The sequence below is a fragment of the Sphingomonas silueang genome (genome assembly GCF_040049155.1).
Lineage (GTDB): Bacteria > Pseudomonadota > Alphaproteobacteria > Sphingomonadales > Sphingomonadaceae > Sphingomonas > Sphingomonas silueang.
In genome coordinates this window covers 205,260-221,836 of the sequence record NZ_JBDZDK010000002.1, presented here as the reverse complement: position 1 = coordinate 221,836, position 16,577 = coordinate 205,260, and the positions used below count along the sequence as shown (strand labels likewise).

General features: G+C 70.6%; 13 protein-coding genes. 4 read left to right on the top strand and 9 right to left on the bottom strand.

What is annotated here, in order from left to right:
* Positions 1 to 16: 16 nt before the first annotated feature.
* The 7 genes from ABLE43_RS03040 to ABLE43_RS03010 all read right to left on the bottom strand — a co-directional run bounded on the left by ABLE43_RS03040 (position 17) and on the right by ABLE43_RS03010 (position 7,743).
* Positions 17 to 568, bottom strand: coding sequence for a chemotaxis protein CheD (locus ABLE43_RS03040; RefSeq protein WP_348977001.1), 552 nt, complete (start codon positions 566 to 568; stop codon positions 17 to 19).
* Positions 565 to 1,593 (bottom strand): protein-glutamate methylesterase/protein-glutamine glutaminase, encoded by a 1,029-nt coding sequence (locus ABLE43_RS03035; RefSeq protein ID WP_348977000.1) that lies wholly within the window; start codon positions 1,591 to 1,593, stop codon positions 565 to 567. Before ABLE43_RS03035 ends, ABLE43_RS03040 begins: the two co-directional genes overlap by 4 nt.
* Positions 1,590 to 2,447 carry a CheR family methyltransferase gene (locus tag ABLE43_RS03030; RefSeq protein ID WP_348976999.1) on the bottom strand — a complete coding sequence of 286 codons (858 nt, stop codon included), beginning with the start codon at positions 2,445 to 2,447 and terminating at the stop codon, positions 1,590 to 1,592. Before ABLE43_RS03030 ends, ABLE43_RS03035 begins: the two co-directional genes overlap by 4 nt.
* On the bottom strand, positions 2,444 to 4,477 hold the full coding sequence (locus tag ABLE43_RS03025; protein WP_348976998.1) for a chemotaxis protein CheA: 2,034 nt from the start codon (positions 4,475 to 4,477) through the stop codon (positions 2,444 to 2,446). Before ABLE43_RS03025 ends, ABLE43_RS03030 begins: the two co-directional genes overlap by 4 nt.
* 15 nt (positions 4,478 to 4,492) lie before the next feature.
* Positions 4,493 to 4,759, bottom strand: a complete 267-nt coding sequence (locus tag ABLE43_RS03020) for an STAS domain-containing protein (protein WP_348976997.1) — start codon at positions 4,757 to 4,759, stop codon at positions 4,493 to 4,495.
* Between the two features lie 35 nt (positions 4,760 to 4,794).
* Entirely contained in the window at positions 4,795 to 6,219 is a 1,425-nt protein-coding gene (locus ABLE43_RS03015) for a methyl-accepting chemotaxis protein (protein WP_348976996.1), read from the bottom strand.
* 228 nt (positions 6,220 to 6,447) lie between these two features.
* Entirely contained in the window at positions 6,448 to 7,743 is a 1,296-nt protein-coding gene (locus ABLE43_RS03010) for an MFS transporter (RefSeq protein ID WP_348976995.1), read from the bottom strand.
* Between the two features lie 192 nt (positions 7,744 to 7,935).
* Here ABLE43_RS03010 and ABLE43_RS03005 point away from each other — a divergent pair, with 192 nt between their 5' ends.
* The 4 genes from ABLE43_RS03005 (at position 7,936) to ABLE43_RS02985 (ending at position 13,852) form a co-directional block, all read left to right on the top strand.
* A complete protein-coding gene (locus ABLE43_RS03005; protein ID WP_348976994.1) occupies positions 7,936 to 10,575 on the top strand; it encodes a TonB-dependent receptor in 2,640 nt (879 codons plus the stop codon).
* The gene (locus ABLE43_RS03000) at positions 10,575 to 11,672 is read left to right on the top strand and encodes a Ca2+-dependent phosphoinositide-specific phospholipase C (RefSeq protein WP_348976993.1); all 1,098 of its coding nucleotides are present in this window, start codon (positions 10,575 to 10,577) and stop codon (positions 11,670 to 11,672) included. The genes ABLE43_RS03005 and ABLE43_RS03000 overlap by 1 nt, the downstream gene beginning before the upstream one ends.
* 217 nt (positions 11,673 to 11,889) lie before the next feature.
* On the top strand, positions 11,890 to 13,005 hold the full coding sequence (locus ABLE43_RS02995) for a ThuA domain-containing protein (protein ID WP_425475224.1): 1,116 nt from the start codon (positions 11,890 to 11,892) through the stop codon (positions 13,003 to 13,005).
* A gap of 67 nt (positions 13,006 to 13,072) precedes the next feature.
* Positions 13,073 to 13,852 carry a hypothetical protein gene (locus ABLE43_RS02985; protein ID WP_348976992.1) on the top strand — a complete coding sequence of 260 codons (780 nt, stop codon included), beginning with the start codon at positions 13,073 to 13,075 and terminating at the stop codon, positions 13,850 to 13,852.
* On the opposite strand, the gene ABLE43_RS02980 is transcribed toward ABLE43_RS02985, so the two are convergent.
* Both ABLE43_RS02980 and ABLE43_RS02975 read right to left on the bottom strand, forming a co-directional pair.
* Complete coding sequence (locus ABLE43_RS02980; protein ID WP_348976991.1) at positions 13,837 to 15,387, bottom strand: carboxylesterase/lipase family protein; 1,551 nt, start codon at positions 15,385 to 15,387, stop codon at positions 13,837 to 13,839. The two genes, ABLE43_RS02985 and ABLE43_RS02980, sit on opposite strands and share 16 nt — an antisense overlap.
* Positions 15,388 to 15,454: 67 nt before the next feature.
* Positions 15,455 to 16,480: a LacI family DNA-binding transcriptional regulator gene (locus ABLE43_RS02975; RefSeq protein ID WP_348976990.1), complete on the bottom strand. Its 1,026-nt coding sequence runs from the start codon at positions 16,478 to 16,480 to the stop codon at positions 15,455 to 15,457.
* Positions 16,481 to 16,577: the final 97 nt, after the last annotated feature.

Here is a 16,577-nt window from a genome sequence, read left to right as displayed (position 1 = left end):
AAATCGATGATGGGCATCAGAAGAACTCCACGTCGCCGGCTGATGCCGGTGCGATGATCGCCGGGCGGGCGGTGCGGACCGGCGCGACCGCCGCCGCATCGACGACGCTGCGGCAGCGCGCGAGGCCGAGCGCGGCGCGGAACTCGACGCGGCGGGCGCTGTGGCCGCCGACATCCTCGCCGACCAGCGGGATGCGCTCGCTCGACAGGAATTCGCGGGCGAAGGCGATGTTGGCCCCCCCGAAATCGCGAAAGCCCGCGCGCATCATCGCCCCGCCGAAGATCCGCGCCTTCAGCCGGTGGCGCATCGCCCCCATGGCGAGCATGGCGTTGATGAGCACTTCCATCGCATAGACGCCGTAGCGCTGCATCGACGCGGGGTCGGCGGCGGCCCCGCCGTCGGCCAGCAGATAATGGTTGATGCCCCCGATGCGCGCGACCGGATCGTAGAAGCAGGCGGCGACGCAACTGCCGAGCACCGTGGTCAGCACCACGTCGGGATCGTGGCTGACGCGGGTTTCCCCCTGGGCGACGGTGATCCGGCGGAATGCGGGTTCGACCAGCGTCATGCCGCGCAGGCCTGGAGCAGGCGCGGCGCGATGCGGCGCAGCGGCAGCTGTTCGGCGACTGCGCCGATCGCCCATGCGACGGCGGGCATGCCGTACACCACGCTCGTCGCCCGATCCTGTCCGATCGTCACCGCCCCCGCCGTTCGCATCGCCTTCAACCCCTCCGCTCCGTCACCGCCCATGCCGGTCAGTATCGCGCCGGTCGCATCCGCGCCCGCGGCGCGTGCGACCGATCGGAACAGCCGGTCCACCGATGGGCGGTGTCCGTTCATCTTGTCCGCCTCGATCAGGCGGCAGTAGCGGCGCGCGCCGTCGCCCCCGATCTCCAGATGCCGCTCGCCGCCGGGCGCGACATAGACCTTGCCCGGCGTCAGCACCGCCCCGGCACGCGCTTCCGCCACCTGCGGCGCGCACAGCCGGTCGAGGCGCGCGGCGAAGCTGGTGGTGAAGCTGGCGGGCATGTGCTGCACGATCACGGTCGGCGGGCAGTTGGCGGGAAAGCCCGACAGCAGCTCGATCAGCGCCTCCACGCCGCCGGTCGATGCGCCGAGCGCGATCAGGCTGCCCGCACGGGGACTGAAGCTGCCCGGTTGCAGGGCGCGGGGCGGGGCGATGCGGGTGTGCGGCTGGGTCCGGGCGGCGGCGCGGACCAGTTCGGCGAGATCGCCGGTGCGCGGCACGTCGCCGCCGGCGTGCAGCCGCGCCTTGTCGAAACAGTCGAACGCGCCCAGTTCCAGCGCGGCGAGCGTGGTGTCGGCCCGTTCGGAGGTGAGCGACGACACCATCACCACCGGCATCGGGCGCAGCCGCATCAGCCGTTCGAGGAAGTCGAGCCCGTTCATGCCGGGCATCTCGATGTCGAGCGTGACGACATCGGGATCGAGCGCCTTGATCTGCGCGCGCGCCTCGTCCGCGCTGGCGGCGGTGCCGATGACGTCGATCGCCGGATCGGCGGCCAGCCGCTGGCACACCAGCGCCTGCATCGCGCGCGAATCGTCGATCACCAGCGTGCGGACGACGCTCATGCCGCCACCTTCAGATAGGCGGTGCGCCCGACGATCTCGAACCGCCGCGCGACCGGCCCCACCAGCCGCTCGGAATGGCCGATATAGAGCATGCCGCCTACCGCCAGCTGATCGGCAAGGCGCGACTGGAGTCGTTCCTTGGTCGCCTCGTCGAAATAGATCATGACGTTGCGGCACAGGATCGCATCGAAGTGCCGCCGCATCGGCCAGTCGCCCAGCAGGTTGAGGGCGCGGAATGCGACCGCCTCGCGCAGCGCGGGGTCGATGGCGAGCATGTCGCCCTCCGCCCGTGTCCAGTTCGTGCGTAGCGTCGGCGGGACGGTCGCCATCGCCGCGCGCGGATAGCGGCCAGCGCGGGCGGTCGCGAGCACGCTCGGCGACACGTCGGTCGCCAGCAGGCGGAAGTCGCGGCGCAGCAGCCGCGCGGCGCCGCGATCCTCGCCCAGCGCCGCCATCAGCCAGCTGTACGGCTCCTCGCCGCTGGAGCACGCCGCCGACCACAGCCGGACGCTGCCGCCCGCCGCCAGCCGTTCGGCAAGGCCGGGCCAGAGGCGCTCGGCGAAGTCGTCGAAATGATGGCGTTCGCGGTAGAAGCTGGTGTGGTTGGTGGTCAGCGCGTCGATCGCGCGGGCGCGTTCGGCGGCGTCGCGCCCGATAAGCCGCACATAGTCGCCGACGCTGGTCAGCCCGCAGGCGCGCACCCGCGGGGCGAGGCGGCCATAGACCAGCTGCGCCTTGCCCGGCGGCAGCAGGATGCCGACCTCGGCATAGGCCAGTTCGGCGATCGCCGCATGATCGGCATCGCAGAAACCGAACTCGCGTGCCCTGGGCGGAAGGAGGGCGGGGGCGTTCATGCGGCGCGCGCCAGCGGCGGGCGGGCGATCGACCGGCCCTTGGCGGTCAGCGCGTCGACATCGACGATCAGCGCGACCCGCCCGTCGCCGAGGATGGTGGCCCCGGAAACGCCGTCGACCGGGCGGAAATTGGCTTCGAGGCTCTTCACCACCACCTGCCGCTGGTCCTGGATCGAATCGACCAGCAGCGCGGCCTGTCCCTGATCGCCCTCGACGACGATCAGCACCGCCTGCGTCGCGTCGCGTTCGGAGTCGGCGATGCCCAGGTGGCGCGCGATCGGCAGCACCGGCACATAGGCCCCGCGCACGTCGAGCAGCGCCGCGTTGGGACCGAACCGGTTCAGCATCGCCTCGGTCGGGCGCAGGCTCTCGACGATCGCGCCGAGCGGCACGACGAAGGTCTGCGCGCCGACCGTCACGATCATCCCGTCGAGCACCGCCAGCGTCAGCGGCAGGCTGAGCGAGAAGCTCGACCCCGCCCCCTCGCGCGACTGGATGCCGATGCGCCCGCCCAGCGCCTGGATGTTGCGGCGGACCACGTCCATGCCGACCCCGCGCCCGGAGATATTGGAGACGGCGGCGGCGGTCGAGAAGCCCGGCGCGAAGATCAGATTGTCGATCTCCTCGTCGGTGAGCGGGGCGTCGGGCAGCACGATGCCGCGCTCGATCGCCTTGGCCAGCACGCGGGCCCGGTCGATGCCGCGCCCGTCGTCGGACACGGTGATGACGATCCGGCCCGACTGGTGCGCGGCGGACAGGCGGACGACGCCTTCGCCCGGCTTGCCCGCCGCCGCGCGCTGTTCCGGGGTTTCCAGCCCGTGATCGACCGCGTTGCGGATCAGGTGGGTCAGCGGTTCGCCGATGCGTTCGACCACGGTCTTGTCGACCTCGGTCATCTCGCCCTCGACCTCTAGGCGGACGCGCTTGCCGGTTTCGGCCTCCAGTTCGCGGACGATGCGCGGCACGCGGCTGAACACCGTCTTCATCGGCTGGGCGCGGATCGCCATCGTCGATTCCTGCAACTCGCGCGTCAGATGTTCGAGGTCGGTCAGTTCGGAAATGTCGCCCAGCCGCTGTTCGGACAGGCGCTGCGCCAGCATCGCCTGGGTGATGACCAGTTCGCCGACGAGGTTGACCAGCCGGTCGAGCCGGTCGAGGTCGACGCGGATCGTCTGCTGCGCCGCCGCCGCGCGCGGCGCGGCCGCCGTATCCGCCGCGGCGGGCAGGGCGACGGGTTCCGGCTCCGCTGCCGGTTCGACCGGCAGGATCGTCGGCACCGGCGCTTCGACCGGCGCGGCCTCCCCCTCGCGCATCAGCGTCATCGCGGCGGGATCGGCGAAATCGAACACCGCGCGGATATCGTCCTCGTCCACTACGCCTGGCAGGCGGACCTCCCAGCCGAGGCAGGGCCGTCCGGGATCGAGCGCGTCGAGCGAGGGGAGGCGGGTCCGGTCGCACGCCGTCACCGTGCCGCCGATCAGCAGCAGTTCGCGCAGCAGCAGCAGCGGCTCCGCGCCATGATCGAACGCATCGGCGGTCGGGCGATAGCACAGCCGCCAGTCGGCGGGCGCGGCGGGGGGCGGGCCGAAATCGTCGAGCATCGCCATCAGATCGTCGAACCCGTCGTCGACGACGGCGACGACGGGCGGTGCGTCGCCCGATGCCGCGCCTTCCAGCCGGGCGAGCATCGCCGCGTCGTCGGGCACCGCGCCGCCGTCGCGCGCGGCGGCGACGTGATCGGCCAGCACGTCGAACGCGCGCATCGTCAGGTCGAGCAGACCGTCGTCCAGCACCAGCGCGCCGTTGCGGATCAGGTCCAGCAGCGTCTCGTAATGATGGGTATAGGTCTGGAGCCGTTCATGGCCGAACGCGCCCGCGCCGCCCTTGATCGAATGGACGCAGCGGAACACCGCGTTGATCGTCTCCCCGTCGCGGTTCCCCTCGCGCAGCAGGGCGAAGTTCGCCTCCATGCCCGCGAGCCCCTCGTCGCATTCCTGGAAGAATATTTGCTGGATGGCGTCGAGATCCACGGGCGCGCTCCGTCGTCAGGCGGCGAGAAGGGTGGGGAGGGCGGCGAGCGTCGCCATGTCCGACAACGCCGGGGCGGGATCGGCGATGCGGAAGAGCAGGCCGCGTGCCGCCGCCGTCACCTGCGCCGCAGCCAGCACCTGCAACCCCGCCTGCCCGATCCGCTCGACCGCGCTGCCGTCGAGCAGGAGCGGCCGACCGGCGGCGATCGCGTCGAGCAGCATGGCGCGCAGCGGCGCGGCGGCGGCGGTGTCGATCACTGCGGGCAGCGGCAGCGGGGCCATCGACGCTTCCTCGGGGACAGGGGCAAGGGCGAGCATCAGAATTCGGACCAGTCGTCGGCAGCGGCCAGCGCGGGTTCCGCCGAACCGCCGCCTGCCGCCCGCCGCCGCGAACCGCGCGCGATCTCACGTCCCGCACGGGCGGCGCGCGCCTGCAACTGGTGGACCGGCAGCGGGATGGGCGCGGCGGCGCGCGGCGCGTCGTCAAGCTTGAAGCGTGCCACCTGCTGCGCCAGTTCGCGCGCCTCGTCGGCCAGGCTGCGGGCGGCGGCGGTCGCTTCCTCGACCATCGCGGCGTTCTGCTGGGTCACGCCGTCCATCTCGCTGACGGCGGTGTTGACCTGTTGCAGCCCGTTGGCCTGTTGCTCGGCGGAGGTCGCGATCTGGGCGACCAGCGTGTTGATCTCGCCGATGCGGCCGATGATGCGTTGCAGCGCCTTGCCGGTCTCGCTGACCAGCGACACGCCGATGCCGACCTGTTCGCTCGACGCGGTGATCTTGATCTTCACGTCCTTGGCGGCATCGGCGGAGCGCTGCGCCAGCGCGCGGACTTCGGAGGCCACGACCGCGAAGCCGCGCCCGGCCTCCCCGGCACGTGCCGCCTCGACGCCCGCGTTCAGCGCGAGCAGGTTGGTCTGGAACGCGATCCCGTCGATCACGCTGATGATGTCGCCGATCTCCGCCGATGCGCGCTCGATGCCGGTCATCGCATCGACCGCGCGGCGCACGACGTCGCCCGACTGTTCCGCCTCGCTGCGCGTCTCGCTGACCACCGCATTGGCGCGCACCGCGCCTGCCGCCGTCTCGCGCACGGTCGAGGTGATCTCGTCCATCGCCGCGGCGGTTTCCTCGAGGCTCGCGGCCTGCTGTTCGGTCCGCTGCGACAGGTCGTCGGAAGCCTGGCGCACGTCGGCGGCGCCGTTGTTGATGCCGTTGCTGGCCGCGCTGACCGCCGCCAGCATGTCGGCGATCGCGTCCATCGCGCCGTTGAAGTCACGGCGCAGCGGTTCGTATTCGGGCAGGAACGGCTCGTGGATGCGCTGCGTCACGTCGCCGTCGGCCAGCCGCGACAGGCCGGTGCCGAGCGCAGTCACGACCTGCTGCTGCGCTTGTCCCGCGCGGCGCACCGCCTCGCCGTTGGCGCGGAACACGTCCATCGCCTGGGTCATGCGACCGACGCAATCGGTGAAGTCGGTATATTGGACCGGCGAGGTCAGGTCGCCCGCCGCCAGTCCCTCCATGCGGACCACGGTATCGACATAGGGGCCGGTGATGAGCTGTTTCGCGACCGCGCAGACCAGCGCGATCGCGACCAGCGCGCCGATCGCCAGCGCCTTGGCCGGCATCGTCCCGCCCGCCGTCAGCGTGGTGACGACCGGGATCGCCGCCAGCGCGACGAAGATCACGCCAAGAACATCGAACTTCCGTCGGATCGGTGCCGACGCCTGAAACCAACGAAGCATATCGCCATCCTCTGCCATTGCCCGTCCGGGGCCCCCGGGCATGGAAGCGGATGTATGATCGCGCAGATAAGATACGGTTAATCCGGCACGCTTGGTATACCGAAAGGCGCGGGCGGGCGGTGCGATGCCCGCGATATCCAGCTGTCGTGCCCCTGTCCCCGCCATGGGGGGGATCATGCCCAAGCTTCGTGAAGCAAAGGCTAATTTCCGGTCGGGCGGGACGGGTCGCTACCGAAGCACGTGCGCGGCGTGCCGGGGCGGCCGGGTTTCCCGCATGCCGACCAGCACCGGCGCGACTCCGAGCGCGACCAGCGCGATCAGGATGCCGGGCGCCATCGGCGATCCGGTGCACGCCAGCAGCAGTTCGGAGGCGAGCGGGGCCAGCCCGCCGAAGATCGCCGTGGCGGCGGTGGCCCCCAGCGCAAGGCCGGTCAGCCGCCCCTCGCCCGGAAACTGTTCGGCGGTGGCGACCGCGCCGACCGCGCTCATCGCCCCGCCCAGCGCCGCAAGCACCAGCGCGCCGCCCAGTGCCGTCACCGGCGATCCCCCCGCCATCACCGCGAACATCGTCGCGGGCAGCAGCGCGGCGGCGGCGCACACGCCCAGCAGCACCGGCCTGCGCCCGATCCGGTCGGACAGCAGGCCCACAAGCGGCGTCACCGCGATCACCATCACCGCCGCGATCGTCGACAGCCACAGCGCGTCGCCCTCCTGCATCGCGCCGGTGCCGGTCAGGAAGGTCGGGACATAGACGATACCGACATAATAGGTGATCGACCCCAGCGCCGAGATCGCGAAACCCCGTGCCACCGCCGCGCGATGATGGCGCAGCACATGGGCGAGCGGTGCGGCGGGCACCGTGCCCTCTGCCTGCTGCCGCTCGAAATCGGGGGATTCGCTGAGCGTCGATCGCGCCAGCGCCACCGCTCCCGCCAGCGCGGCACCGAAGAAGAAGGGGATGCGCCAGCCCCATGCCGCCAGTGCCTCCGCGCTCATCGCCGCCACCGTCGCCGCCGAGATGCCGACCGCGAGCAGCCCGCCGACCTCGCTCGCCGCCGATGCGGTGGACGTCACCAGCCCGCGCCGTTCGGGCCGCGCGCCCTCGAACAGATAGGCGACGACGCCGGTATATTCGCCGCCGACCGAGAAGGCCATGACGCAGCGCAGGAGCAGCAGCAGCCACCCCGCCGCCGGGCCGATCGCCGCGCGGGTCGGCAACAGCGCGATGCCGAGCATCGCCACCGTCATCAGCGCCATCGACGTCAGCATCATCACCCGCCGCCCGTGCCGGTCGCCCAGCCGCCCGAACACGACCGCACCCAGCGGCCGCATCAGATACGAGATCGCGAAGCCGCCGAGCGTCGCCAGCAGCGACGTGCCGCCCTCGCCATAGAACACCCGCGACAGCACGGTCGCGAGATACAGGTACAGGGTGAAGTCATACCATTCGACCACGGTCGAGAAGGCGGCGACGGCCATCGAGCGGCGCGGGACGCCGTGCGCGGCGGGGGCGGACCGGGGCATGGCGCTTGGCTCCTGCGCGCGTCGGGGGACGGGTGCCGGACCATGCGGATTTCATCCCTTCGATGCAAGCCGCCTGCGGAAGTGTTAATTCGTAAAATTGCAATCGTTATTACACGGCGCTGTCACGGATCGCCCCTAGCGGCGCCCACGGGCTTCGCACCGGACGTGCGAAGGGGGAGATTGTTCGTCATCATGTCACCGAAGTTCCGCGCACGTTGCGCCACCCTGCCGTTCACCCTCGCCGCGCTGGCGCTGGCCGCGCCCGCACTGGCGCAGACCGCGCCCGCGCCTGCCGGGAAAGACACGAATAGCGACGAGATCGTCGTCACCGGCTCCTATGCCCGCAGCCTCGCCACCGCGACGCAGACCAAGCGGCAGGCGGCGTACGGCGTCGATTCGATCGCATCGACCGACATCGGCAAGTTCCCGGCGCAGAACGTGGCGGAGGCGTTGCAGCTGGTCAGCGGCGTCGCGATCACCCGCCCGCGCGGCGAGGGGCTGTACGTCAGCGTCCGCGGCCTGGGGCCGCAGTTCCAGAACACGCTGCTGAACGGGCGTTCGGTGGCACTCAACGACCTGATCGAGAACGGCGGCGCGCAGGGCCGCTCGTTCCGCTTCGAGATGCTGCCCGCCGAATTCGTCGCGCGGATCGACGTGGTGAAGACCCCGACCCCGGACATGACCGAGGGGGCGCTCGGCGGCAATATCGACGTCACCACCTTCCGCCCGCTCGACGTGGGCAGCAAGACCACGCTGAACCTGCGCGGTACCTATACCGGGCAGACGCACCGGGTGCGCCCCAATGCCACCGTGCTGCACAGCGCGACGACCGACGACGGCACCTTCGGCATCCTCGCGGGCGCGCAATATTGGGGCAAGGACGTCCGCAACGACCGGTTCCTGAACTTCGGCTGGAACCTCAACCGCTTCTCGGGCGTGCTCGGCAACGGCTTCTACACGCCGACCCGCACCCGCCCCACGATCGAGACCGAGCAGCGCGACCGGCTGTCGGGCATCGTCTCTGCGCAGTGGCGACCGACTCCGGAACTGGAGACCACGCTCGACGTGCTCGCGACGCGGCTGGACGTTGCCTATGACGAATATGGCATCGACATCTATCCCGACGACACCAGCATCTCCGGCCACCGCCCGGTGCCGGTCGCCGGATCGCAGAAGATCGACGGCAACACCGTCGTCGCCGCGACGATCAACGACGTGCGCTTCATGGCGTCGCGCGAATACAGCCTCAACCGCCACGACCTGCTGACCATCGGGCTGAAGCAGGCGTGGAACCCCGATCGCTGGCATGTCTCGGCCACCGCCAACTGGTCTTCGGCGCACAGCTTCCACCCCAGCTACCGCGAAGGCACGGTGCGCAGCCGCGCGCTGTTCTTCGCGCCGCTGACCTATGATGCGTCGGGCGGGTACAAGGTGCTGCCGACGATCACGACGACCCGCGACCTGAACGATCCGGCCAATTATGTCGTGCAGACGCTGAACATCGCGCCCAAGGACAGCAAGGACTGGGACGCATACACCCGCTTCGACGTGGCGCGCGATGTCGACGGCTTCCTGACGAAGCTGTCGGCGGGCGGCGAGTACCATTGGCGCAAGCGCGACTATTTCCGCCGCGATTTCAACATCAACACCCTGACCGGCCAGCCGGTGTCGGTGCTGGGCAGCGGGGCGATGATCGCGCTGCCGTACGGCGATTTCCTGAAGGACGTGGACGGCAATACCCCGCGGACGTGGGCGGTGCCGGATACCGGCAGCTTCTTCGACCGGCTGTTCACCCCCGCCGTCGCCGCGTCGCCGCTGAGCGCGGGCGACCTGCGCTCGTCGTTCGTGACGCGCGAGAAGATCACGGCGGGCTATGTCCGCGCCGACTACACCTTTCCGCTGGGCGACGTCAGCGTCACCGGCAATATCGGCGCGCGCTATGTCCATACCGATCAGGTGGCGAGCGGTACGCTGACGCTCGGCAGCACCCCGCGGGCGGTCAGCTTCCCGCGCACCTTCGACAACATCCTGCCCAGCGCCAACCTGCGCGCCGAGATCAGCCCGACACTGATCGGTCGTCTCGCGGCCAGCCGGGTGCTGACCCGCCCCAACGTGACCGACAGCGCGCCGCGCATCACCGTGTCGACCGACGCACCGACCGCCAGCGGCGGCAATCCGGAGCTCAAACCCTTCCTCGCGACCCAGTTCGACGGTTCGCTCGAATGGTATTTCGCGCCGTCGGGGGCGCTGACCGGCGCGGTGTTCTACAAGGCGATGGACGATTACATCACCGCGCAGAACGTCAATATCGACATCCCCGGCCGCGGCACGGTGCTGCTCAGCACGCAGGTCAACGGCGGCGATGCCAAGGTGTACGGCGTGGAAGCGGCCTATAACCAGGTCTTCACCTTCCTGCCCGCGCCGTTCGACGGGCTGGGCGTGCAGGCGTCCTACACCCACACTTCGGTCAAGGCGAGCTATACGGCGGGTGCGCGCGTGATCGTCGACCAGCTGATCGGGCTGTCGAAGAACAGCTTCAACCTCGTCGGCTTCTACGACAAGGGGCCGATTTCGACCCGGCTGTCGTACGTCTGGCGCGACACCTATCTGGCGGGCACCGGCAGCACGACGCAGACGCCCAATTACGTCGCGCCGTTCGGATCGCTCGACGGCAATTTCTCCTACCGCATCACGCCGAAGCTGATGGCCAGCGTCGAGGCGATCAACCTGGCGGGCGCGCGGGCCTATGCCTATCAGGACAGCAAGCTGCGCTTCGGCGAGATCAACTATTACGGGCGCACCGTGCTGTTCGGCGTCCGGGCGGAGTTCTGATGCGGAAGTTCCTGTTCGCGATCGGATGCGGGGCGGCCATTGCGGCTGCCCCGGTACCGGCACCGACCATGGCCGACGTGCAGGTCGTCGGGTCGCACAACAGCTTCAAGGCGCGCATCCCCGCTTCGGTGATGCGCGTCCTTCGCGCGCGCGATGCGAAGCTCGCCGACGCGCTCGATTATTATCACCTGCCGCTCAGGGACCAGCTCGACCGCGGCGTGCGGCAGCTGGAGATCGATATCTTCGCCGATCCGAAGGGTGGGCGCTATGCCGATCCCAAGGGGGAAGCCATCGCGCGGGCAGCGGGCGAGGCGACCGGCTTCGACCGCGCGGCGATGCTGCGACCCGGATACAAGGTGTTCCACATTCCCGACGTGGATTACCTTAGCACCTGCGTGACGCTCACGCGCTGTCTGGGGGAGATCGCGGCATGGTCGCGCGCGCATCCGCGGCACCTGCCGATCATGCTGACGATCAACGCCGCCGACACGCCGTCGACCCGTCCCGAGATCGCCAGCCCGCTGCCGCTCGACGATGCGGGGCTGCTCGACGCATTGGACGGGGAAATTCGCGCAAGCCTCGGCACCCGGCTGCTGACGCCCGACATGGTGCGCGGGACTGCGCCGACGCTGGCAGGGGCGGTGGCGACGGGGGGCTGGCCGTCGCTCGAACGGGCGCGGGGCAGGGTCTATGTGCTGTTCGATGTGCGCAAGGCCGTGTCCGATGCCTATCGCGCCGGGCACGCCTCGCTGAAGGGGCGGGCGATGTTCGGCTGGTATCCGTCGGGCGAGGCCGAGAGCGTCGTGCAGATCGTGCAGGACCCGTTGGTCGACGGCGCACGCATCCGCGACTGGGTGACGGCGGGCACGATCGTCCGCACCCGCACCGACGCCAATACGGTGGAAGCGCGCACCGGCGACCATGCCAAGGCGCAGGCGGCGGCGGCGAGCGGGGCGCAGGCGGTCAGCACCGATTACTATCCCGGCGCACCCGATCCGGCGGGGCTGGGCTTCACCGTGACGCTGCCCGGCGGCGCGATGGCGCGGTGCAATCCGGTGCGGATCGATCGGTGCGACGCGAGGGCGTTGCGGGAGTAGGGAGCACCGTCGTCATTCCCGCGCAGGCGGGAATCCATATGCGCCGACGTGCGGACAAGATGCGCAACGGCGGCGTCTATGGATTCCCGCCTTCGCGGGAATGACGACGGGAAGTTTCATCCTCTGTCCTCCTCAACCCGCGGTTTTCTCTTGAGAAACCGGTGTCACCCCGGCATCATCCTCCCACCGTCATCACGACGAAGCGAGAGGATCGAGGATGCACCGACTGCCGCGCGCCGCGTGCCACGCCCTGTTGTCGCTGCTCTTCGTCGCCATGCCCGCTGCGGCGCAGGAGGCGAAGCCCGACCGGGTGCTGCTGTTCCACCGCGCGACCGGTTTCGTCCATGACTCGATCCCCGCCGCCGTCGCCGCGCTGAGCACCATCGCCCGCGAACAGGGGCTGGAGCCGGTGGCGAGCGACGATCCGGCGCTGTTCGACCGGCCGCTCGACCGCTTTGCCGCGATCGTGCTGGTGTCCACCACCACCGATCGCAAGAAGCCCGATAGCGAATGGTTCGTCGGGCCGCGTCGTGCCGCGCTGACCGGTTTCGTCGAACGCGGCGGCGGGCTGGTCGCGATCCATGCCGCCGCCGATTCGCATGCAGGCTGGAGCGATTACGCCGCGCTGATCGGCGGCCGCTTCGCCCGCCATCCCGAAGGTACGCCAACGGGGCAGGTGACGCGCACCGCCGTGCCGCATCCCGCCACCGCGCCGCTGCCCCGGCAGTTCGCGATCGCCGACGAATGGTACTGGTTCGACGATCTGTCGCCTGCGCTCACCCATCTGCTGACGCTCGACCCGCGCTCGATCGGCGCGAACGAGGTCAATCCGCGCCCGCTCGCCTGGGCGCACCGGGTCGGGGCGGGGCGGGTGTTCTACACCGGCCTCGGCCACCGCAAGGAAAGCTGGGCGGACGCCCGCGTGCTCGCCCATGTCGCGGGCGGATTGGGCTGGGCGAGCGGGCGGGCGAAGGGGCCGCCGATGGTCGTCGTCACCGACGACGCCACCCGCATCCGCCAGCCGACGCCGCACGGGGCCATCGGCATGAGCACCGCATGGCGCATCACCGACACGGTGCCCGGCCGGACGATGGAGTTCCGCCGCCGCACGCTGGACAAGGGCGCGGCGATCGGCCTGCACCCGATCGACCATGACGAGGTCTATCACGTCGTATCGGGCGAGGGCGATGTGACCAGCGACGGCACGACCCGGCGGGTAGGACCGGGGCAGACGGTGTATCTCTACAGCGGCGCGAGCGTCGGCATCGCACAGCGCGGGCGCGAACCGCTGGCGCTGGTCATCAGCTATCCGCTGGCGCAGGCGGCGGACTGAGCGACCCTCGCTGGTTCCGCAACCGGGGATATGGTATCGCTACGCCGTCTCCGGGGGGAGTGAAGCGATGCGATATGCACGGGCGCACTGGTGGCTGGCGGCGCTGCTGCCGCTGATCGTGCTGGCCTTCTGGCCGGGGTATTTCGCCGACCTGCGCGGGGCGTCGCTTGCGCATCACGTCCATGGCATCGCGGGCACGCTGTGGCTGGCGCTGGCATGGGCGCAGAGCCGGGCGATCGCGACGCGACGCTTCGCGCTGCATGCCGCGCTCGGGCGGGCGCTGTTCGTGGCGGTACCGCTGTTCGCTGCCGGGGCGGCGCTGGCGATCGTGGCGCTGGCGACCACCCATGTCGCCGCCGCCAATCCGTTCAACGCCCGGTTCGGCGGACGGCTCGCCCCGATCGATACCATGTCGATGATCCTGTTGCCGCTGCTGGTGCGCGATGCGCTGGTCCATCGGCGGCGGGCGGATCGCCATGCGGCGGCGATGCTGGCGACGGTGCTGCTGGTCCTGCCGCCGGTGCTTGGGCGGCTGGCGGGATGGATTCCCGGTTTTCCGCCGGGGTTCGAGCCGAGCTTCCACGCCGCGCAACTGGTGTCGGCGGCGATCGCGGCGGGGCTGTGGTGGCGCGACCGGCGCGGCGGCGCGCCGTTCGCCGTCGTCGCGGTGGTCCTGCCGATCCAGTCGCTGTCGTTCGCATTATGGGACGGGCAGCCGTTCGTCGGGTTCGCCGCCACCCTGCCGCCGCTCCCCTTTGCCGCAGTGGCGGCGGCGGCGAGCTTAGAGCTGCTCTGGACGGCGTGGCGACCGACCGCGCGCCGCCGCGAGTCTCACGTCCCCGGCTGAACATAGGGAAAGCGCGCGAACAATTCGCGTTCCCAGCCGCGCGGGTCGTCCATCACCCGGCTGGTCCGGTCGAACACCATCGTCGCGCGGCGCGGCAGGGTATAGCGCGGCCAGTCCGCCCCCGGCGTGCCGCTGCGCGCCAGCGACACGAACGCCGCCATCATCCGCGCCGACAGCGCGCGCGCCGCCGCATCGGTGCCGCTGACCGAACCGGCTGCGTCGAGCGTGCCGAACACCAGCGGGATGTCGTCGGTATGCCCCGCACCGCCGCCGGGGCGCAGCGGCGCGCCATAGTCGAGCTGGTAGACCCACGCCGCCGCACCCGCCGCCGCCATCGCATCCGCCTCGATCACCTGTCCTGGCCAGCTGCGCCCGGCGGTGGTCGCGCGATAGAGGACGTCGGTCGGCGTCATCGCCGGGAAATGCGCGCGATACTGCGCCACCACCCATTCGGGATGCGCGTCGACGCGCAGTTGCGGCGCCATGCGCGCGGCGAGGTTGCTCCAGTCCAGCCCGCGCACCACCGGCCCGTCGGGCGCGATGAACGCCCGCGTCTCCTCGCGCGTGTTGCCGAGGATCATCGGGATCGTCCGCGCCTGCGGATGCGCATCGGGCCAGAAGGGGTGGCGCTCCAGCGAACGCATGTCGAGCACCGGCCCCATATAGACCCCGCCGCCGAGGATCGGGTCCTCCGCCGCCAGCGCATCGATCAGCGCCTCGACCGGCATCGTTGCCGCCTCCGCCGGGGTCGCCTTCGCCCGCGCCAGCAGCGCCTGTGCGCGGCGGGTGGCGTTGAGCGGGCCGGATGCCGTGACCTGCTGCCCGCTCATCGTCGCGGCGGCGTGGAACAGTCCGCGTGCGGCGGGCATCGCCATCAGCGTCGCGATCTTGGCTCCGCCGCCCGACTGGCCGAACACCATCACCCGCCGGGGGGCGCCGCCGAAGCCCGCGATATTGTCGCGCACCCATTGCAGCGCCAGCACCAGATCGAGCTGCCCGACATTGCCGCTGTCGGGAAAACGCGGATCGAGCCGGGCGAGATAGAGATAGCCGAGCGCGTTCAGCCGGTGGTTGACGGTCACGACCACCACGTCGCCCGCCGCCGCCAGCCGCGCGCCCTCGACCAGCGGGTCGACCACCGTGCCGCCCGAATAGGCCCCGCCGTGGAAATAGACCATCACCGGCCGCTTCGCGCCCGCCCGTGCCTCCGGTGTCCATACGTTGAGGAACAGGCAGTCCTCGCGCCGGTCCGTGCCCGATCCGCGCTGCGGGCAGGTCGGGCCGTAGGTGTTGGCGGCGAGGGTTTCGCGTGACGGGCGGGGCGGGGCGGGCGGCTGGAAGCGGGTGGGCGTCGGGTCCGCGCCATAGCGGATGCCGCGGAACGCCGCGACGCCGCCCTCGCGCGTGCCCTGCCAGCGCCCGGCGGGGCCTTGCACCACCGGATCGCCCGCACCCCATGCCGCATGCGGCAGCAGGGTCAGCGCCGCCGCACCGCCCAGCACCCCGCGCCGCCCGATCCGCGCCCGTTCCGTCACCGACCCTCTCCCGTCCGGCCAAGTTCTTGTGGCGGCTATGGTAATCGGTGTCATCGGTGCGGGCAAGTCACCCCGCCGGGGCCGCGACCGAGGCGCGGCGGATCAGCGTCGAGACGAACAGCGCGTCGGGCTCGGCGGCATCGTCGTCCTCGCCCTCGCCGATCAGCTTCAGCGCGGCGGCGCGCGCCATCGTCGCGATCGGCCAGCGCACCGTGGTCAGCGGCGGCCACAGGTGCGACGCGATCGAGGTATCGTCGAAGCCGATGATCGACAGGTCGTGCGGCACCTCCAGTCCGCGCTGCCGCGCGACATGCAGCGCGCCCGCCGCCATTTCGTCGTTCGAGCAGAAGATCGCGGTCGGGCGCGGCGACAGGTCGAGCAGCCGCTCGGCGGCGCGCATGCCCGATTCGAAGGTATAATCCCCCTGCGCGATCCACGTCCGCTGGATCGCGATCCCCGCCGCCGCCAGCGCTTCCTCATAGCCCTGTTGCCGCTCGTGCGCGGAGCGGAAGCCGTGCGGCCCGGCGATCATGCACACCCGGCGATGCCCGGCGGCGAACAGATGCTCCACCGCGCCGCGCACCGCCTCGCGATCGTTCGACGACACCATGTTGTGGCGATCGTCGAACGGCGCGGACCCCATGCGGACATAGCGGCAGCCGATCTGCGCGCACAGTTCCGCCAGCGCGTCATTCTCCGAGATCGGCGGCAACAGCATCACCCCGTACGGGCGCTGCCGTTCGAGGAAGCGGCGGATTTCCTCGGCCATGTCGGGCGCGCCCCGATCGACCGGATGGACCAGCAGCTCGAATTCGGTATCGCGCAGCACCTCGAGCAGTCCCTGCTGCACGTTCAGCACCATCTGCGCATTGGGATTGTCGTGGATCAGCGCGATCAGGAAGTTGCGGCGCAGCGCCAGCGCGCGCGCCTGCGGATTGGGGCTGTAGCCGAGGTCGGCGATCACCGCCTGCACCCGCTCGCGCGTCTCCGCGTTCAGCAGCGGCGACTGGTTGATGACGCGACTGACGGTCTTTTTCGACACGCCTGCGAGTCGGGCGACATCGTTGATGGTGGGCTGGCCGCTCTTCTGCATATCCGATCGATAGCGCTGCCGTGGCCCCGCGCCAATCGCGGGGCGTCGATTTCGCCCGCTTGTTTTTGACACCGGTTTCCTATAGGCCATCGGCAAC